Annotated in this window: 20 protein-coding genes and 2 pseudogenes; 13 read left to right on the plus strand and 9 right to left on the minus strand. The window is 69.3% G+C overall.

Annotated features, from left to right (window positions below):
* Positions 1-78: 78 nt before the first annotated feature.
* Positions 79-609, minus strand: a complete 531-nt coding sequence (locus tag AB0I11_RS30900; RefSeq protein ID WP_357328640.1) for a helix-turn-helix transcriptional regulator — start codon at positions 607-609, stop codon at positions 79-81.
* A gap of 335 nt (positions 610-944) precedes the next feature.
* A complete protein-coding gene (locus AB0I11_RS30905; protein ID WP_357328643.1) occupies positions 945-1,853 on the minus strand; it encodes a LysR substrate-binding domain-containing protein in 909 nt (302 codons plus the stop codon).
* Positions 1,854-2,112: 259 nt separating this feature from the next.
* On the opposite strand from AB0I11_RS30905, the gene AB0I11_RS30910 reads away from it, so the two are divergent.
* The 4 genes from AB0I11_RS30910 (at position 2,113) to AB0I11_RS30925 (ending at position 4,255) form a co-directional block, all read left to right on the plus strand.
* Positions 2,113-2,862: a cyclase family protein gene (locus AB0I11_RS30910; RefSeq protein WP_357328701.1), complete on the plus strand. Its 750-nt coding sequence runs from the start codon at positions 2,113-2,115 to the stop codon at positions 2,860-2,862.
* Positions 2,863-2,876: 14 nt separating this feature from the next.
* Positions 2,877-3,125, plus strand: coding sequence for a hypothetical protein (locus AB0I11_RS30915; RefSeq protein WP_357328646.1), 249 nt, complete (start codon positions 2,877-2,879; stop codon positions 3,123-3,125).
* A gap of 217 nt (positions 3,126-3,342) precedes the next feature.
* On the plus strand, positions 3,343-3,882 hold the full coding sequence (locus AB0I11_RS30920; protein WP_357328649.1) for a DMT family transporter: 540 nt from the start codon (positions 3,343-3,345) through the stop codon (positions 3,880-3,882).
* Between the two features lie 109 nt (positions 3,883-3,991).
* Positions 3,992-4,255, plus strand: coding sequence for a DMT family transporter (locus AB0I11_RS30925; RefSeq protein ID WP_357328652.1), 264 nt, complete (start codon positions 3,992-3,994; stop codon positions 4,253-4,255).
* Between the two features lie 204 nt (positions 4,256-4,459).
* On the opposite strand, the gene AB0I11_RS30930 is transcribed toward AB0I11_RS30925, so the two are convergent.
* Positions 4,460-4,627, minus strand: a complete 168-nt coding sequence (locus AB0I11_RS30930) for a hypothetical protein (RefSeq protein ID WP_357328655.1) — start codon at positions 4,625-4,627, stop codon at positions 4,460-4,462.
* Positions 4,628-4,640: 13 nt separating this feature from the next.
* Here AB0I11_RS30930 and AB0I11_RS30935 point away from each other — a divergent pair, with 13 nt between their 5' ends.
* Positions 4,641-4,805: a hypothetical protein gene (locus AB0I11_RS30935; RefSeq protein WP_357328658.1), complete on the plus strand. Its 165-nt coding sequence runs from the start codon at positions 4,641-4,643 to the stop codon at positions 4,803-4,805.
* A gap of 142 nt (positions 4,806-4,947) precedes the next feature.
* On the opposite strand, the gene AB0I11_RS30940 is transcribed toward AB0I11_RS30935, so the two are convergent.
* Positions 4,948-5,409 carry an Lrp/AsnC family transcriptional regulator gene (locus AB0I11_RS30940; protein ID WP_357328661.1) on the minus strand — a complete coding sequence of 154 codons (462 nt, stop codon included), beginning with the start codon at positions 5,407-5,409 and terminating at the stop codon, positions 4,948-4,950.
* Positions 5,410-5,509: 100 nt separating this feature from the next.
* Between AB0I11_RS30940 and AB0I11_RS30945 the strand changes: the two genes are divergently transcribed.
* From AB0I11_RS30945 to AB0I11_RS30960, 4 genes are all read left to right on the plus strand, one after another.
* Positions 5,510-6,436: an SMP-30/gluconolactonase/LRE family protein gene (locus AB0I11_RS30945; RefSeq protein WP_357328664.1), complete on the plus strand. Its 927-nt coding sequence runs from the start codon at positions 5,510-5,512 to the stop codon at positions 6,434-6,436.
* A 305-nt stretch (positions 6,437-6,741) separates the two neighbouring features.
* Positions 6,742-7,689, plus strand: coding sequence for an NAD(P)-dependent oxidoreductase (locus tag AB0I11_RS30950; protein ID WP_357328667.1), 948 nt, complete (start codon positions 6,742-6,744; stop codon positions 7,687-7,689).
* A 60-nt stretch (positions 7,690-7,749) separates the two neighbouring features.
* Entirely contained in the window at positions 7,750-8,619 is an 870-nt protein-coding gene (locus AB0I11_RS30955; RefSeq protein WP_357328670.1) for an RNA polymerase sigma-70 factor, read from the plus strand.
* A 549-nt stretch (positions 8,620-9,168) separates the two neighbouring features.
* Positions 9,169-9,456 (plus strand): hypothetical protein, encoded by a 288-nt coding sequence (locus tag AB0I11_RS30960; protein ID WP_357328673.1) that lies wholly within the window; start codon positions 9,169-9,171, stop codon positions 9,454-9,456.
* Between the two features lie 151 nt (positions 9,457-9,607).
* Here AB0I11_RS30960 and AB0I11_RS30965 read toward each other — a convergent pair whose 3' ends face one another.
* Genes AB0I11_RS30965 through AB0I11_RS30975 form a run of 3 tightly spaced genes read right to left on the minus strand, consistent with a single transcriptional unit; the run spans position 9,608 to position 13,039 of the window.
* Positions 9,608-11,077 carry an FAD-dependent oxidoreductase gene (locus tag AB0I11_RS30965; protein ID WP_357328676.1) on the minus strand — a complete coding sequence of 490 codons (1,470 nt, stop codon included), beginning with the start codon at positions 11,075-11,077 and terminating at the stop codon, positions 9,608-9,610.
* 49 nt (positions 11,078-11,126) lie between these two features.
* Entirely contained in the window at positions 11,127-11,981 is an 855-nt protein-coding gene (locus tag AB0I11_RS30970) for a hypothetical protein (protein WP_357328679.1), read from the minus strand.
* Complete coding sequence (locus AB0I11_RS30975; RefSeq protein WP_357328682.1) at positions 11,978-13,039, minus strand: NAD(P)/FAD-dependent oxidoreductase; 1,062 nt, start codon at positions 13,037-13,039, stop codon at positions 11,978-11,980. The genes AB0I11_RS30970 and AB0I11_RS30975 overlap by 4 nt, the downstream gene beginning before the upstream one ends.
* Positions 13,040-13,155: 116 nt before the next feature.
* Between AB0I11_RS30975 and AB0I11_RS30980 the strand changes: the two genes are divergently transcribed.
* From AB0I11_RS30980 to AB0I11_RS30990, 3 genes and pseudogenes are all read left to right on the plus strand, one after another.
* On the plus strand, positions 13,156-13,515 hold the full coding sequence (locus AB0I11_RS30980; protein WP_357328684.1) for a metalloregulator ArsR/SmtB family transcription factor: 360 nt from the start codon (positions 13,156-13,158) through the stop codon (positions 13,513-13,515).
* Positions 13,516-13,708: 193 nt separating this feature from the next.
* Positions 13,709-13,852: pseudogene (locus AB0I11_RS30985) on the plus strand (winged helix-turn-helix domain-containing protein); the annotation flags it as partial.
* 179 nt (positions 13,853-14,031) lie between these two features.
* Positions 14,032-14,322, plus strand: a pseudogene (locus AB0I11_RS30990) (aminotransferase class I/II-fold pyridoxal phosphate-dependent enzyme); the annotation flags it as partial.
* Positions 14,323-14,422: 100 nt separating this feature from the next.
* Here the strand turns inward: AB0I11_RS30990 and AB0I11_RS30995 are convergent.
* Together AB0I11_RS30995 and AB0I11_RS31000 are read right to left on the minus strand one after the other, a co-directional pair.
* Positions 14,423-15,061, minus strand: coding sequence for a nuclear transport factor 2 family protein (locus tag AB0I11_RS30995; protein ID WP_357328687.1), 639 nt, complete (start codon positions 15,059-15,061; stop codon positions 14,423-14,425).
* Between the two features lie 539 nt (positions 15,062-15,600).
* Positions 15,601-16,389, minus strand: a complete 789-nt coding sequence (locus tag AB0I11_RS31000) for an MBL fold metallo-hydrolase (RefSeq protein ID WP_357328690.1) — start codon at positions 16,387-16,389, stop codon at positions 15,601-15,603.
* An 86-nt stretch (positions 16,390-16,475) separates the two neighbouring features.
* On the opposite strand from AB0I11_RS31000, the gene AB0I11_RS31005 reads away from it, so the two are divergent.
* On the plus strand, positions 16,476-16,850 hold the full coding sequence (locus AB0I11_RS31005; protein WP_357328693.1) for a helix-turn-helix domain-containing protein: 375 nt from the start codon (positions 16,476-16,478) through the stop codon (positions 16,848-16,850).
* Positions 16,851-17,164 lie beyond the last annotated feature (314 nt).

The raw sequence follows: 17,164 nt of genomic DNA on the forward strand, positions 1-17,164 counted from the left end.
GGCGTGGGTCGTTGAGGACGAAGTATCGGGCTGCGGGGAACTTGTCGGCTCTCCGAGGTTAATCGGGGTTGAGGCACATCATCGGGCGCCGGGATGGACGACCGGCCGCTCCACATCACATTCTCTCGGCTGGCACGGATAGCGTAGGCCCGTTTCGAGCGTTCCCAGTCCAGGTGAGTTCCGCCATGCCCGGGCCGAAGGCAACGATGCGCTGCGCACTACGGGTCCGGTCGTGGAGCCGCTTTGCGGCGCGCAGCCGACCGCCTCGACCGTGTCCCCGGCCCGAGTGGCGTGCTCCACCCAGTCCGGCTGGTCCAGCAGTTCACCGATGTCGGCGAGGCCGAGGTCGACCAGCGACTCCCCGTCCACGCGCACGGCCCGGGTCGCGCCGTCGCCGGTGCGGATGGTGGCGCCGTACAGCCAGCACAGCGCCCGCACGTTCGCCGGCGTCACCGGCACCTTGCCCGTCTCGATCCGGTGCAGCGTCGGCTCGGAGATGCCGAACTTCGCCTCGGCAACCTCGCGCCGGGTCTTGCCGTTTGCCAGCCGGAGCCGCGGCAGTCGTCGGCCGAGGGTACGACGTACCACCCGCTGGCCTGTGACCGGCATGCCCCACCTCCCGCCCGCTGTGCCGTCTACAAGAGACGACCCGGCACGTTACCGTCCACGTGTACCCAGGCACGCCTCGTCGCCGCTACGGATGGTCGCGGCGGTGATACGGAGTGGCGCAGTTCGATCACTTCGGATCGTACGGCCTGACGACGCACCTTGCTCATCGCGCCTGTTCGGTGACCATAGCGCGAACCGGCAGACGCTTCGACGATCACGGCATCGGGGATCAGCCTGCCGTTGAGAACCCACCACCCGGTGGGGAGTCGCTCGCCCCGTTGGGTGAAGGCAGGCGTTGGCACGCGCCACGTCCGCGTGCCGCAATGTCTTCTCCACTACACGACCGGGGTCGCCGCCCGCCCGGCGGCCGTGAGCGCGGTCACCGTGACCGCGACAGCCGGCGAGGCTCCGGTCCGGTAGGCGCGGTGCATCGCCGAGAGGTACCGGCCGCCAAGGGCGGACAGGCCGGTGGCCGCGACACCGGGAGGCAGGCCGCCGGCGAGCGCGAGCGCCGGTACGACCGCCGCCCCGAGGCCCGCCGCGACCAGCGCCAGCACCGCCGGAAACTCGAGGCACTCGTGGGCGGCCAGCGGCCGGACGCCGTGCTCGTCGGCGAGGCGGTCGAGGGCGCGCCGGACCGCCGAGCCGGGCGGACCGACGATCCACGGGTCCTGCGCGAGGTCCGCGAGCCCAGTCGGGGTCCGTTGCCACGCCGTCGGCACTACCACCCGGTACGGGTCGGAGAGCAACGCCACGGATTCCGTGCCGGCCGGCTGCGGCACGGTGCCCGGCTCTGAGTCGTCGATCAGCACGTCGATGGTGCCGGTGGTGAGTTCCCGCAGCGCCGATTCGCCCTCGAACTCCACGACGCGTGGCTCGATGGCCGGGTGCTCGGCGGCGAGAGCGCGCACCGCCGGGACGACGAGGTGGGCGATCGCGGTCGGAAACGCGGCGATGGTGACCGGCCCGGCGACCCGGCCGGTCAACGCGGAGAGCGCCCGCCGCGCCTCGGTCAGTTCCGCCTCGATCCGCTCACCGGTCGCGGCGAGGTGACGTCCAGCCTCGGTGAGCGTCACCCCCCGCGGTCCCCGGTCGAGAACGGCGACACCCACCTCCCGTTCCAGTTGGGCGATCTGCTGGGAGATCGCCGACGGCGTCAGATGCAGCAACGGCGCTGCGGCGGCGACGCCACCACGCCGGGCCACCGCCCACAGCACGCGCAACCTGCGCGGGTCGATCTCCATGCAGTTCTCCTTAACGCCCGGCTTAGCAACTCTCGCTTGTCACGGCGCCGACGGAATCCCATCCTTGGCGGGTGTGAACAGCGAAAACATACGACGGGGGCGGGACGTGGCGCAGCAGTGGCGGGCGGAGTTCGATGCGGAAATCACCTTCATCAACGGTGGCGGATTGACCGCCCACGGGTTCCGGCTCGACGTCGACGACGAGCACGTCGGCCCGGCCGAGGTGGGAGCCGCGTTCGTCCGCGAACTCGGGCTGCTGATGGTCGCCGACGTGGTGATCTCCGGGCTGCGGCTGCTCGCCGAGCCGCACAAGGGGCGCCGGGCCGCGACCCCACCACCGGCCGCCCACGGCATCGTCGAGCTTTCCCACCGCATCAACGCCGGCATGATCACCTTGCCTGGCCTTCCCGGACCGCAGATCGCCGCGCATGTGTCCCGCGAGGCGTCCCGGCAGACCTACGCGCCCGGCACCACCTTCCAGCTCGACCGGATCACGATGGTGGCTAACACTGGCACCTACCTCGACACGCCATACCATCGCTTCGCCGAGGGCTACGACCTCGCCGACATCCCGGCCGAACGCTTCGCCGACCTGCCCGGTGTGGTGGTGCGGCTCACCGATCGCCCGGGACCGGCCATCGGGCCGGAGCTGCTCGCGCCGTACGACGTGGCGGGGCGGGCGGTGCTCGTGCACACCGGCTGGGACCGGCACTTCGGCACCGCCACCTACGGGTCGGGTGGTCACCCGTACCTCACCCGGGCCGCAGTGGACCACCTCGTCGCGGCCGGCGCGGTACTGGTCGGGATCGACTCGATCAACGTTGACGACACCACCGACGGTGCCCGCCCGGCCCACACCGGGCTGCTCGCCGCGGGCGTCACGCTCGTCGAACACCTCACCAACCTCGGGGCCCTGCCGGTGACCGGCTTCCGGTTCCACGCCGCGCCCGCTCCGATCGCCGGCATGGGCACGTTCCCTGTCCGCGCGTACGCCGTCCTCGGCGCCTGATCATGTCCCTGGTCTTGACTACGGTGGAGGCGGTCGGCTGGCTGGGCGCCGCGGTACTGCTCGCCGCGTACGCCATGACGTCTACGGGGCGTCTCGCCGGCGACGGCCGGACCTTCCAGTGGCTCAACATCGCCGGAAGCGGCGGCCTGGCACTCTCCTCGACCGTGCACGGCGCGTGGCCTTCCGCCGCGCTCAACGTCGTGTGGATAGCGATCGGGTTCGGAGCGTTGGCCACCACCGCGTCGACAGCTACCGCCCGTTAATGTTGCTCAAAATGGGTTCGTGGCCTCCATCGGCCGTGAGTAGGATCGGATCATGGGCCGGACCTTCGACATCATCACCCCGCCGCGCTCCTGAGCGGGGCGGCACTGCTCATCGTGTCCAGCCTGTGTCGGCTGGACACACGGTTCACCGATCGCTGAGTCCGGTACGCCCCGCTTCCGCGACCCCAATTCCTGTCGTCGCAGGAGCGATATCTTCATGCTTGTCTCCGAACGCCCGGTGGCCGTCGCCCGACGCTCCGCCACCGGCCTGTGGTCGCTCGTCCTCGCAGGCGTGCTGTGGGGCACCGGTGGCCCCACCGGCAGCCTCCTCGCCCACGAAACCGGCCTGTCACCGCTGGCAGTGGCCGCGTACCGGCTCACCGTCGGCGGCATACTCGTTATCGTCTGGCTCTGTTTGACCCGACAACCGCTGCCACGCGGCCGGCATGCCTGGGCCCGGATGATCGTGAACGGGCTGCTCGCCGCGGTCTTCCAGTCCTGCTTCTTCGCCGCCGTGTCACTGACCAACGTCAGCCTCGCCACCCTGCTCACCATCGGAGCCTCACCAGCCCTGGTCCTGTTCGCCGAATGGATCGCCGGGCGGCGGCGGGTCAGCGCGTCGATGCTCGCACGGTGGCACTGGCAGTCAGCGGTCGGGCCCTGCTCGTGGGCACGCCGTCCGGCGGCATCACCACCACGGGAGCGCTCACCGGAGCCGGCCTTGCGCTGCTATCGGCAGCCGGCTTCGCCACCATGACCTTCGTGGGCGCCCGGCCCGTCGCCGGTCTCGACGATCTCACCGGGACCGGCGTGAGCTTCGCGATCGGCGCGGCCGTGCTCGCCCTGCGTCCGCAGCGACATCCGGCATGGACTTCGTCCCGACCCCGGCGTCGGTGGGGTTGCTGCTCCTCCTGGGCACCGCACCCTCCGCGGTGGCGTACGCCCTGTACTTCCGGGGCCTGCGCACCACACCGGCCGGTACGGCGGCGCTGATCGCGCTCCTGGAACCGCTCGTCGCCACGCTCCTGGCCACGCTTTTCCTCGGCGATCGCCTCAACTCGATCGCGCTGGTCGGCGCCGGGCTGATCACCACTGCCATCCTGCTGAACACCCGCAACAGGCGCCGCTGACAAGAGGGGCCCGGCCGAGACCGACAGGACCTGCCCGGGCCCCGGGTCTCGGCACGTCGGCGGTTCGACCAGGAGCCTGATCTTCAGGCGGAGGCTGCGGGTGGCCGCGTGGGCGGCGTGGTCGCGCCACGCGGCGATGGGCTGCTCGCCGCTCCAGTAGGCGACGGCGCTGAAGGAGGTCGTCGTGGCCGCGCTCGGTCCCGCTCAAGCACCTGTCGTGGCGGGCCTGGGGGTGGGCTCGTCGTCCCAGGCTGCCAGCGAGCTCATCTTCCAGCCCGACAGGGTTTTGACGAACTGGGTCGTCTTCATGCCCCGGCCCTCGAACCACTCGCCGTTGAGGTAGCCGGACTTGCCGTACTGCGCGATCCCCAACGATCTGGCGGTAATGGGTTGGGACGACGCGGCTGCGGCGTTGCAGCTCGGGCTGACGACGGTCGCGCAATCACTGCGGGAACAGGGTACGGCGTGTGCCCGGGCGGCGCTCGGTGAAGCGCCAAACTCCCTGGCTGCGCCGTGGTCCGTCGTTCGCAGAGGCAGCACGCGCCGCTGACGAAGGATCGCCTTTGATGGCATGAAGGAGCGGGGCCTCGAGACCTCCGGTCGGGACGTGGGCGTGAGCACCTCACACCTCGCCGGAGGTCTCCCTATTGATCAAGCCGCGACGCTGTCAACACGCCTCATGGTCACTACACCTACGCGCGGGGTTCGTCGCTGACGTGCAGCGGTCGTTCGAAGAACGACTCGAGTACGACGATGGTCTGCGTGCCGGTCACGCCGTCGATGTCGAAGACTCTGCGGAGGACCGTCTGCAGTTCCTCGGTCGTTGCTGTTCTGATCTTCACGAGCACTGAGGCGGCGCCGGCGATGGTGTGAGCCTCCTGAATTTCGGGTATCCCTGCAAGGGCGTGGCGAGTTGGACTGCCGCCCATCCAGGCGTCGGCCTCGAGCATCACGAAGGCCAGCACGCCCCGACCGACAGCGGCGGGGTCGACATCGATCGTCGTTTTCCGAATGACCCCTCGTTCGCGCAGCTTCCGTACGCGCTCGTGGGCCGAGCCGGCAGAGAGGCCAACGGCCCGACCCAGGGCCGCGTACGGCTGGGTCGCATCACGTTGCAACTGCTGCAGGAGGGCCCTGTCGATGCTGTCGATCACGTGTGAGCTCCAAGATGTGATTCAGCCGATACGAGGGTTGACCATACAGTATTCGGCCCTGATAACCTGATACCGAACGTCGTCCTTACAGGGGGTCTTCATGCCCGACACAATCCCTGCCGCGTTCCAGAAGCTCGACGAGCGGTTCCGCTACTGCGACGGCGACTTCGTCCTCGAAAGGCTGCACGCCGCCGCCCGCAAGAGCGAGGGGCCGGCCTACTTCGCCGCCGGCCGCTACCTGGTCTGGAGCGATATCCCCAACGACCGGTTGCTGCGCTGGGACGAGACCACCGGCGCCGTCGGCGTCTTCCGCCATCAGTCCGGCTACGCCAACGGCAACACGATCGACCGGCAGGGCCGGCTGATCACCTGCGAACAGGGCAACCGGCGGGTCACCCGCACCGAACACGACGGCACGATCACCGTGCTCGCCGACCGGTACGGGGGCAAGCGACTCAACAGCCCCAACGACGTCGTGGTGCGCGCCGACGGCACGATCTGGTTCACCGACCCGAGCTACGGCATCGACAGCGACTACGAAGGCAACAATGCCGACAGCGAACTCGGCGCCTGCTACGTCTACCGCATCGACCCGAGCGGCGGCGTCCGCATCGTCGCCGACGACTTCTGCCGCCCCAACGGCCTGGCGTTCTCGCTCGACGAGCGCCAGCTCTACATCGTCGACACGCGCCAGGAACCCAGCCACATCCGCGTCTTCGACGTCGCCGCCGACGGCACCCTCACCGGCGGGAAGATCTTCGCGGAATGCGACTACGGACGCTTCGACGGCATCCGCCTGGACAGAACCGGACGAGTCTGGGCCGCTGCATGGGACGGGCTGCACTGTTTCGACGCCGACGGCACCCTCATCGGCAAGCTCCTACTTCCCGAACCTGTCGCCAACCTCACCTTCGGCGGACCGAAACTCAACCACCTGTTCATCACCGCCGGCACCTCCGTGTACGCCCTGCGCGTGACCTTCAACGGCGCCCGCTACCCGAACTCGCTTCCGCCGGACCACCGATGAGCGATCGTACGAGGTTCCGGGGCAACCCTGCCGCCATGGCTCAACCCGATGCACACGTCCTCGCCGCTCGGGGGGCGAGGACCAGCACCGGGTCCGTGTCGACGTGGTCAAGCAGGCCCGGTCGGAGAGGGCGTAGTGCTGTGACCGGCCGTAGCTGACGCACCGGTACGACGGGGAGCACGCACCGGCACGGGCGGGGTGACCGACGTCGCATCGGCGAGTTGTCACAGCTGTGAGACGCCACCCGTCCTCGAACCGATGCTCCCGCCCCTTCCGGGGCCTGAGCCTGGACGACAGGAGGAATCATGCGGGTACTCGTGGCAGGTGCCACCGGCGTCGTCGGTCGCCAACTGGTGCCGATGCTCAAGACGTTCGGTCACGACGTGATCGGTCTTGCCCGGTCCCGTGATCGGGCGGCCGCAGTCGAGCGGCTGGGTGCCGAGCCTGTGGTCGCTGACGCACTCGACCGTGACGCGGTCAGCCGCGCCGTACGCAACTTGGCCCCCGACGCGGTTGTCCACATGCTCACGGCAATCCCGGCGCAGATCGACCCCAGGCACCTCGCCCGGGACTTCGCGCTGACGAACCGGCTGCGCACGGAGGGTACCCGGAACCTGCTGGACGCGGCCGACAGGGCCGGCGTACGCCGGGTGATTACGCAAGGGCTCGCGTACGCCTACGACCCGAGCGATGAGGGTCCGGCCAACGAGGACGTGCCGTTCTGGCGAAACCCGCCTCGGCAGTTCGCTCCGGTCCTGGACGCGCTGTGTGAGCTGGAGCGGCGCACCCGGGAGTCGAATGGCCTGGTGCTGCGGCTCGGGCACCTATACGGACCCAAGTCGATCTATGCCGCGGACGGCTCGTTCACCCGACAGGTCCGTGCCGGCAAGGTTCCGCTCGTGGCAGGGGGTACCGCCACGTTCTCCTTCACCCACGCCTACGACGCCGCGACCGCCGTCGTGGCGGCGCTCGACAAGAACACCACCGGAGCGCTGAACATCGTCGACGACGAACCCGCCCGGATGAGCGAATGGCTGCCCGCCATGGCCGCCATGCTCGATGCTCCCGCACCCAAGAGCGCACCCGCAGTCCTGGCACGACTGGCCGTGGGCGGCTGGGGAGTCGCCTTCATGACCCGACTCCGCGGCGCGGACAACGCCCGCGCCCGGCTTAGCCTCGACTGGCGCCCCCGCTATGTCTCCTGGCAGCAGGGATTCGCCGAAGAGTTGCGCCACCACACCCCGGCCGCCTGACCCCTGGCAATCGCCGACGTGCAGGGACCAGAGGCGGCCCGTCGATAGAAGGAGAGCTGGGTGGAAGACACCGTCCGGGAGTTCGAAAAGCACCGCCCGGTACTGCTCGGACTGGCCTACCGGCTGCTCGGCAGCATGTGGGACGCCGAGGACGTCGTCCAAGACGCCTACCTGCGCTGGACCGGCGTGGACCGGTCGCAGATCCGGGACAGCCGAGCCTTCCTGGTGACCGTGGTCTCCCGCCTCGCACTCGACCAGTTGCGGTCGGCACGGGTGACCCGAGAGTCGTACCGCGGGCCGTGGCTGCCGGAACCCGTCTTCACCGGAGCACTGGGACCACTCGACACCGCCGAACTACGGGACACGATCTCGTACGCCACGATGCACCTGATGGAACGTCTCGCGCCCCCGGAGCGCGCCGTCTTCGTGCTCCGGGAGGCGTTCGGCCTGCCATACGAGGACATCGCGCAAGCCGTCGGGACCTCGACCGCAAACTGCCGGCAGATGTACCACCGGGCCCGGCGCCACCTGGCCGGCGAACGTGACCGGTTCCACCCCTCACCAAAGGAGCACCTGCGACTACTCACGGCGTTCCTGCACGCGGCACAGAACGGCGACCTGGCGGAACTCACCAGGATCCTTGCCGAGGACGTGACGGCATGGAACGACGGGGGCGGTACGGTACGCGCAGCGCTCCACCCGATCGTCGGCCGACCCAAGGTACTGGCGTTCGTGGCCGGCCTGCGGTCACGGTACGGGATCGGTCCCGCACGGCTCGTCGAGGTCAACGGCGAAGCCGCCGCATGGGCTGAGGTCGACGGTCAGCAGCAGCTCATCACGGTCGACGTCCGCTCAGGTCGAATCTGCGCGATCTTCGCCGTGCTCAACCCCGCGAAGCTGGCACATGTCAGTCCCGAGTCGACGCCGTAAACGGCGCCGACTCAGGGCTCTGCTCCATACGGCATCGCCGTCCTCGGCTATCTCCGATCAGCGTCCCAACGCCTCACAGATGCGACCGACAAAGAGGGCAGCCGCCGCGCTGCCAGGCTATGACCGGATTGTCCGGCGATCAGGTTGGTGACCCGGTCATGGTCGGCTCGATCAGCGCCCACCGGGCGTCGGACTGATCGGTGCGATACGGGCGGCGAGGACTCGTCATGCATTGATCATCACAGTTCAAGATCCTCGCCCCCGGCAAGGCACCAACCAGCGTGTATCAGACCAGATCCACACGAGATGCCCTCTTACAGGTCAGGTGCGCCTTTCCTCCATCACCCTCGATCAACAGCAACTCCCTCTGAATGGGGGAGGCCATCGCCGGAGTACGCGCAACGACAGCTCGACTTCGAGCGGGACACCGCAGAGCGGCTTCGGAAGTAGGGGCACAACAGCGACCGGGCTCACCGGCTTGTTCTCGCACAGGAGGCGCAAGACCTTGTCGATCTCGTGAACAAGGAGTCTGCAGCTACAGGCATCGACATGTGGTCGTACGTCACCTCCTCCCGGGAGACGCTGACGGACTTCATGCTGTCGCTTCCCGCGAAGGGTGACATCTGTCGACTCCGCATGTCTGCGCACGAGGACCAGCGTTTCCGCTGGCACAAGGGTGACCTCAACGACATGACGGCACTCGGAACGGCCGCGGGCCACTGCGATGTCGTCGTCTCCGAGAAGCATTGGGGCACCATCTTGCGCCGCCATGCTGCGCACCTCCCGGCCAAGGTGACCTCCAACCTCCGGGACCTGCCGCAACTGCTACTCGGCTGACAGTCACACCATCCAGCGAAACCCGATGCTGGCCGGGTCGATTTCCTCCCCCTTCTTGGGCTGCCCGCTCCGGATCGCCCGAGCGGGACCGGTGGATCCGGCTGCTCGGGCGATTCACCAGCGTCTGATGACCGGGGCCGGTCTCTCAGGACTAGGCGGGTTCCAGTTGGCTGGTGGCGAAGGCCGCCAGTTGCAGCGCGGCGGCCTGGTCGATACCCAGCTCGGCGGCGGCGGCCAGCACGGCTTCGGCAGTGCCTGAGGTGGTGGCCGCGTGACGGGTGGCGGCGGCGACCAGCTTGGTGGGCGTGTCCGGTGCCAGACCGAATCGGTCGGTGATCGACCGCAGTCCGAGGTTCACCGAACAGACTCCGGTCTCCGGCAGGTCGAGTTGCACGTCGTGCGCGGCATCCCAGTCTCCGGCCAGAGCGGCGACGATGGAACGGACCTGCTCGTAGCCGGTGGCCAGCAGAAACGTCGGCGCGCGGCCGTAGCTTTTCATGCCCACGATGTAGTAGCCGGGTTCCGGCTGGGTCAGCTCCGCGACCCCGTGCGGACGCACGGTGCCGCACGAGTGCGCGTTCGGGTCGATCAGCGGCGCCAGGGCCCGCGTCGTACCGAGGATGGGATCCAGGTCCAGGCGCAGCTCGGAGGCGATGCCGTGGTCGGGTCGGTACCCGGTGGCGGCGATGATCCGGTCGGCGGCGACGACGCGTTGGCTACCGTCCAGTTCGCGGGCGACAAGCTCGATCCCGCCACGGTCGGGGCTGTCGGCCAGTGGCCGGAGCGCGTGCACCCGGAAACCGGCCGCGAGATCAACCCGGCCGGTGTCGACCAGCAACTGCAGGCCCGTGCCAAGCGACCCGCGGGCGGGCAGGGCGTCGTCGCCACCACCGCCATAGGCACGGTGCGGATCGTCAGCGCGGATGACCCAGGTGATGCGTGTATCCGGAGCCTGCTCGGCGAGTTCCGCCAGGGCGAGCAGGCTCGTGGCGGCGGAATGCCCGGCGCCGACCACGACCGTGTGCCGGCCGCCGTGATGGTGCCGGTCGGCGCCGAGTACGTCCGGCAGCGCGTGGTCGACCCAAGCGGCCGCGGCGAGTTCACCGTGCGCGGGCAACCCGTTGGCGCCGAGCAGATTTGGAGTACACCAGGTGCCGGAGGCGTCGATTACCGAACTGGCCAGGATTTCCTCGCCGCCGACCAGCCGCAGCACGAAGGGGACGCTGTCGCGGCCGACGGTGCGGACCCGGTCGATACCGGCGCGGCTGATCGCCTCAACCCGAGACCTCAGGCGCAGATGCGGGGCGATTGCCGGATGCGCCGACAGCGGTATGAGGTAGTCGTCGACCAGCTCGGCGCCGGTGGGCAACGCCTCCGGATCGGGCGCTGTCCAACCGGCGGCGCTGAGCAAGCGCCGCGCCGCGGCGTCGGTGTTGTATCGCCACGGGGAGAACAACCGCACATGCCCCCACTGCCGCACCGACGCGGCCACGCAGGCGCCCGCCTCCAGCACGACAAAGGGCATTCCACGCTCCGCGAGCTGCGCGGCGGCGGCCAAGCCGACCGGACCCGCACCGATAACCGCGACCGGCAGACCAGGCCACGCAACGGTTTCGCTCATAACAGAAGGACTCCCATCCAATTCAGATCTTGTTGTGGTTGTGAATGGCTCAGCTGGCAGCCGTAGCAAGGCTCGCCGGTCCGCTGCCGGCGGCGCGGCGCATCGGCACCAGCGCGATCCCGGCGAGCACGTACATGATCAGGCCGTAGGTGAGAACGACCGCCACCGTGGTCTGTGCACCGGGCGTGACGGTGGCGACGAAGAACGCCAACGACAGGTTGCGGATCGTGGTGGTCATCGCGACCGCACCCCGCACCGGGCGGGTCACCGTCGCCGGCAGCCAGTAGCTGACCAGACAGACGACTACCACGGCGACGATCGCCGGCACCGTCCCGGCAGGCAGGTCCCCGAGGCGTTCGACGGTGCCTACCGCGTACCAGAGCACCAGCACGACAAGCAGGCCGTCGGCGGCACGACGGGCCACACCGTGCAGCCGGCCGGCTGCGGCAGGCCACCGCGCCCGTACCCCGATCCCCACGCCCAACGGCAGCAGTTGACCGGCCAGCAACGCGGCGACGGTGCCGGCGGGAACACCCACATCAACCCCGCCGACGCTGGTCCACACCGGCACGGTGACCAGACCAACAGCCGCCAACAACGCCTGCAGGCCCACGGCCACCGTTGCGTCCCCCCGAGCGTGATGCGACAGCAGGGCCGCGCTGCCGCCGCCCGGCGCGGCCGCCGCGAGCAGCACACCGAGCGCCACCTGGCCCGACAACCCGGCGACGTGGATCGCCGCCAGAGCCAGCGCGGGTACCACGACGACGTTGACGACCAGTGCGACGACCAACGGCCCCGGTCGACGCAGCAGCGCAGCGAAGTCACCGACTCGCAGGCCGGCTCCCACCGCGAGCATCGAGGCCACCAGCAGCATCGCCGCCAAGACAGCCGCGAAGCCGGTCACTGCCCGGCGCTCCGCACGACGTGTGCCAGGCTGGCGGCGACACGGCGGGCGTCCCGGCCGACGCCTCGTAGGCTGGCCGAGTTGAGGCTGGACTGCCACTCCAACCCGACGAAGGCCAGACCCGGGTGGGTGGTCGACATACCCCGGACATGACGTGGACTGCCGTGCGGATCCAGCGCGCCGAGCGGGGCCAGGTAACCGACGTCGGGCCGGTAGCCGGTGGCCAGAATGATCGCATCAACCGACTCCGACTCGCCGCCCGGCCACGTCACCAGGTTGCCGTCGACGACGGTGAACACCGGCCGCCGATCGGGACGGCCCGCAGCCAGAGCAGCGCGGTAGGGGCCTTGGTCGAGTACCGGCACGGTGGGAGGATGGCGCAGCCACCGGCCGATCGGTGCGATGTCGAGCCCGGTGACGGTGTACCAGAAGTGCAGGTCACGGCCGAGTGGCCGTTGCGGGGCGAACCGCACCGGCGCCCGGGTCGCGAGGGTGACCCGGGCGACCTTGGCCAACTCCGTGGCGATCTGCACCGCCGAGTTACCAGCCCCGACGATCACCACCCGCTGCCCCCGGTACGGCTCTGGATTGCGGTAGTCGCAGGCGTGCAGCAGGGTGCCGGTGTATCGGTCCAGGCCGGGGATGGATGGTCGGTGTGGTCGGCCGAATCCGCCGGTGGCCGCCACCACCGACCGCGCGGCGAGCACGTCGCCGTCCGCGAGATGTACGCCGAACCGCGGTCCGTCCGCCGTCACCTCCACCACCCGCTGACCGGTCCGGATGTCGGCGTCGAGCGTGGCGGCGTACCGACGCAGGTAGTCGACCACCTCGTCCCGGTAGGGGTACCGGTCCGGGTCGCCCTCGAAGGGCAGGCCGGGCAGGGAGCTGTAGCGGGCGGGAGAGAACAGGGTGAGGCTGTCGTAGTAACGCGGCCAGGAACCGACCGGCTCCTCGCCCGCTTCCAGAATGACCGGCCGGCGGCCGGCGCGGCGCAGGGCACCCGCAGCGGCCAGGCCAGACTGGCCGCCGCCGACCACGACGATGTCGATAAGACTCATGTCGCCAACGTATCGTCATACCCCGAGATGACGATACAAGTGTGACGAGGGTGACAATCTATCGTCACTTCGGAAAGAGACGATATGATTGCCGGCGGACGAGGGAGGCGATGCACATGAGCGACGCGCCTGCGATGAGCGAGGCCACGAGCGAGTTCCTGCGCGCCCTGGCCAGCGATACCCGGCAGCAGATGATGCTCCTGTTCGCCGACGGCGCCGCGCGCAGCGTCAACGAAGTCGCCGAAGCGCTCGGGATCGGCCAGTCCACCGCCTCCGAACAACTCGCCATCCTGCGCCGCGGACGGGTCGTCCACGCCCAACGCGAAGGCAAGACCGTCCGCTACAGCGCCGACGGTGCCGGCATCAGCGCCGCCCTCACCGAACTGCAAAACCTGCTGCAAACCTGCTGCCCACCTAGTCCGGCTGGTGACAAGTCCGATCCTTTGCAAGTGACGGCGAGTCCAGCGCCTCGGTGACGCCTCTGCGACGACCTGCTCCCTGTGAGACGAGGCAACCCTGCGCATTGTCGCCCCTGTTGCCTTGATTTCTCCTGTCGGGCGGAGCCGAGCGGTACGGGACGCCCGCGCCGGTAACGCTCCCTCCTTCAGCCATCCCCTTGCCGAAGGAGCGCCGCTGCGGTCGCGGTTGCACTAGGGGATCCTTGCCGCCATCCTCACCGGGCAGTTCGCCCCCGATCCCCGGCTGCCGTCGACCCGGGCGCTGGCGGCGTTGCTCGGGGTCTCCCGGTCGACCGTGGTGGAGGCGTTCGATCAGCTCGCTGCGGAAGGCTTTGTCGAGCGGCGAACCGGATCCGGCATCTACGTCAGCAGGGACCTGCTCTGGCGGAAGGCGGAGCTGGTCAGGGAACGAGGCCGGTCCCAGCCGGGCCCACCCGAGCGGCCAACGGCGCCGATGTCCGCGCCGCCGCCGGTACGCCGGCCCGCGCCCTTCACTCCCTGGGAACCGGACGCCACGGTGCTTCCCCATCATCTGTGGGCGAGATTGCTCGCCCGGCACGCCCGCGCCCAGGCGCTCCCCGCCAGTCCGGTCGATCCGGCCGGGCTGCTTGCGCTACGGCAGGCCATCGCCGCCCATCTGGTGCTCTCCCGTGGTGTGACAGCCGATCCCAGCGGATCGTTGTCGTCGGCGGTGCCCAGCAGGCGCTGCACCTGTGCGCACGCACGCTCCTCGAGCCAGGGGACAGTGTGTGGTGTGAGGACCCGGGTTATCCACCGGCGCGGTCCGCGCTCAACATGGCCGGGGCCTGCGTCATGCCGGTGCCCGTCGACGGAGCCGCCGAGTTCATCGCCGGCGGCCACCTCGCCCAGCACGTCACGCGGATGCGTGCGGTCTACCGCGAACATCGGCAGGCGCTCATCTCGATCACCCGAGCGCCTTACGGTAGGCGTCCCTCTTCACGATCTTGTCCCCTCGGAACCGGAAGAGGTCGCACCCCAGCCCCTCCCTGCTCCCGCCGTCGGGCTGCCGGAAGACGTATGACCACTGTGCGGTGCCGCGCTCGTCGCGGACGCCGTCCCGTGATTCGCCACCGGCGTCGTAGGCGAGCAGATCGATAGAGCCCTGACGAACCTCGTCCCGACCCCGGTAGGTCCGGCCAGGCTCGGGCCCCACCGACGCGGAGTACTCGCAGTCGTCGGTCATGAAGCTCATCAACGCGACATCGCCCCGCGCCCGCGCGTCACCGAACGCGCGAAGCCGATCCGGAGTCATTTTACCTTCTCGCGCCCCGACCGGTCGGGTGCCTGGCGGTACGTGCGTCGCGGTCGAAGGCGCCGGCGCGGGGATCTGCACGGTCGCGGCGAGGTACGCGGCGACATCCGGGTCCGCAGGGCGTCGCAGGACGTGCTCCACCCAGGCCTGGCGTTCGTGGTTGATCGCCAGCAGCTCCCAAACACAGGCGGTCGGGCCACCGGAGGGCACGCGCTGAAAGTCGGTCCCGCCAAGCTCCGCGCGGAAGAGTTGGTGGTACAGGAGATCCAGCTCCCACCGACCGATGATCACCCACAGGGCCTCCGTGCCGCGGTGCGCGATCACGAACGCGGCCCCCAGCCGCCTCTCGTTCCCGGGTCAGCTGAGGGAGGTGGAGCTGCGCGAGGCCGATCGCCGCGCTCACCTCGTCGTCGGTGAGGGGATCGCCGTCGGCACTGATGGCGGTTACCTTGATCGCCAATCCCGACCGCGCACCACCCCGAGCGGCTCCGTCCGCCTGGCTTGGTACGGATCCATCGGCAGCGGTTCGAGATGTTTCATCAGCAGCTCCAGGAGTGGCATCGTCAGGGATTCCCGGGCCCGTCCGGGCCGGCCGTGACCGCGCAACCTATGCGGCAGAGCGGTATCCCCACCAGAGCCACCTACCGCATGAGAAGCAGTCCACTTCACGACATGCTGGTTCGGCTCTCGAGGGGACAGAGCCTGGGACGTTCGCGTCGAGGCGACTTGACCACGGTGGGGGCGGCGGTTGCCGTACGACCCGCCTTTGGGTCTGGTGAACCGCCGCCGAATCCCTCACCTGATCAAGGCATGCGCAGCTTGCCTGCCCGTCACCCTCTCAGCCGGGCGCTGACCCGCTGACCGGGTGATGCCGTATGTAGCCGTTCCCCGAGACCGGCCGCCGCAAATGCCGTGATCACGGCGTGGTCGGGCTCGGATAGGTGGTTCCACCCCTCGGCGTGGACGACGATCACCGCACCGGCGTCGAGGAGCGAGGTGGCATTGGCCGCGTCCGCGGCGGTCATCGACAGTGGTGCCGGCCCAAAGGGCTGCAGGCGTGCCGCGCCGGCATGCAGCACAGCGAGCCCCACTTCCCCGCTGCGAGATGCCTCGGCGGCTGCTTCCAGCGAGACATTGTCACCGCTGATGTACACGGCGGCCGAGTCGGGCCGGGTGCGGACGAGGAAGCCCGTTACCGATCCGAGAGCCGGTCCCAGGCTGGGTGGCCCGTGCTCGGCACGCGCGCCGACGACCTGGAGCTGGCCCTCGGGTCCCGCGATGTCGTAAGTTTCGCCCGGTGCTAGCCCGACGGCGTTGCCGCCTAGCCGCTTGGCCGCTGCAGGCGTCGTCAGGACGAGCGGCACCCGCGTCAGCAGTTCCCTGCCCGCCGCGTCGAGGTTGTCGGGGTGTTCGTCATGGCTGAGCAGCACGGCGTCCAGGGGTCCGAGTTCCGCCGTGGACATGGCAGGTCCGCGTGTCTTGGCCAGGTGGACGGGACCACGCTCATAGGTCGTGCCCGCCGGATCGAAGGTCGGATCGGTCAGCAGTCGCACGCCGCACAGCTCGATGAGCACGGTCGGGCCGCCAATGATCGTCACCGTCACTTCCACGTCGCCCATTGCCCGCTCCTTATCCTTTCGGTTGGATGTGTGGTGAGCATCGCCTGATGGTGGCGGTAACGTGCAAGTAACCATGCTTGAGGGGGGTGGAAACGGTGGACTGGCGGTCCCCGGATCTCGTGGCGGGCGACTGCCCGCTGTCGCGGACATTAGACATCGTCGGCGGTAAGTGGAACGCCATGATCATTCGGGAGTTGCTCGCGGGGCCGCGCCGATTCACGAGCCTGCGCGCCGGCGTCGGCCCGATCGCGGCGAAGGTGCTAGCGGAACGGCTGCGCGTGCTGGAGGACTATGACATCGTCGTCCGCGACGCCCGCGGCGGCGTACCTGCCCACGTCGAATACCGCCTCACCTCCAGGGGATTGACTCTGGGGCCAGTGCTCGCGGCCCTGTGGAGGTGGGGTGTTGCGGACGAGGCGAGCTGGCGGGGGCAGCCGCCCGCTTCAGGACGGGCCGGCTGAGCGGTCCAGGCCAGCTGCGCACTACAGCGTTGCGACGAGGGGACAGCCGCGTGGCCGGTAGGTCGAGCAGCCCGCCCACCCGAACAATCACTCAGCGTGATCTTTAACCTGCGGTCGGGCGTCATCTTGTCTAGTCTTGTTTTTTAACCTTCGGCTCTCCCGGGTTCCACAGCTAATCGGGGTCCTGGGACGCGTCCGTTGGTCCTGTCGCTGGTCAGGGCGTTGCGGTCTAGTGGGAACACCGAAAGTCCCTAGTGACACGGATCGCGCGGTCGCCGGTAGTGACGTGGGATTTCCTCTTGATGTCCTAGCGG

It is taken from the genome of Micromonospora sp. NPDC050495 (genome assembly GCF_040655175.1).
Lineage (GTDB): Bacteria > Actinomycetota > Actinomycetes > Mycobacteriales > Micromonosporaceae > Micromonospora.

Excerpts from the sequence above, each read along its gene's own strand:
- AB0I11_RS30925 (WP_357328652.1), top strand. The coding sequence starts at position 3,992 with ATGGACTTCGTCCCGACCCCGGCGTCGGTGGGGTTGCTGCTCCTCCTG.
- AB0I11_RS30975 (WP_357328682.1), bottom strand. The coding sequence starts at position 13,039 with ATGAGTCTTATCGACATCGTCGTGGTCGGCGGCGGCCAGTCTGGCCTG.
- AB0I11_RS30910 (WP_357328701.1), top strand. The coding sequence starts at position 2,113 with ATGGTCGCCGACGTGGTGATCTCCGGGCTGCGGCTGCTCGCCGAGCCG.
- AB0I11_RS31000 (WP_357328690.1), bottom strand. The coding sequence starts at position 16,389 with ATGGGCGACGTGGAAGTGACGGTGACGATCATTGGCGGCCCGACCGTG.
- AB0I11_RS30960 (WP_357328673.1), top strand. The coding sequence starts at position 9,169 with ATGTGGTCGTACGTCACCTCCTCCCGGGAGACGCTGACGGACTTCATG.
- AB0I11_RS30945 (WP_357328664.1), top strand. The coding sequence starts at position 5,510 with ATGCCCGACACAATCCCTGCCGCGTTCCAGAAGCTCGACGAGCGGTTC.
- AB0I11_RS30965 (WP_357328676.1), bottom strand. The coding sequence starts at position 11,077 with ATGAGCGAAACCGTTGCGTGGCCTGGTCTGCCGGTCGCGGTTATCGGT.
- AB0I11_RS30935 (WP_357328658.1), top strand. The coding sequence starts at position 4,641 with ATGGGTTGGGACGACGCGGCTGCGGCGTTGCAGCTCGGGCTGACGACG.
- AB0I11_RS30980 (WP_357328684.1), top strand. The coding sequence starts at position 13,156 with ATGAGCGACGCGCCTGCGATGAGCGAGGCCACGAGCGAGTTCCTGCGC.
- AB0I11_RS30900 (WP_357328640.1), bottom strand. The coding sequence starts at position 609 with ATGCCGGTCACAGGCCAGCGGGTGGTACGTCGTACCCTCGGCCGACGA.
- AB0I11_RS30920 (WP_357328649.1), top strand. The coding sequence starts at position 3,343 with ATGCTTGTCTCCGAACGCCCGGTGGCCGTCGCCCGACGCTCCGCCACC.
- AB0I11_RS30905 (WP_357328643.1), bottom strand. The coding sequence starts at position 1,853 with ATGGAGATCGACCCGCGCAGGTTGCGCGTGCTGTGGGCGGTGGCCCGG.
- AB0I11_RS30950 (WP_357328667.1), top strand. The coding sequence starts at position 6,742 with ATGCGGGTACTCGTGGCAGGTGCCACCGGCGTCGTCGGTCGCCAACTG.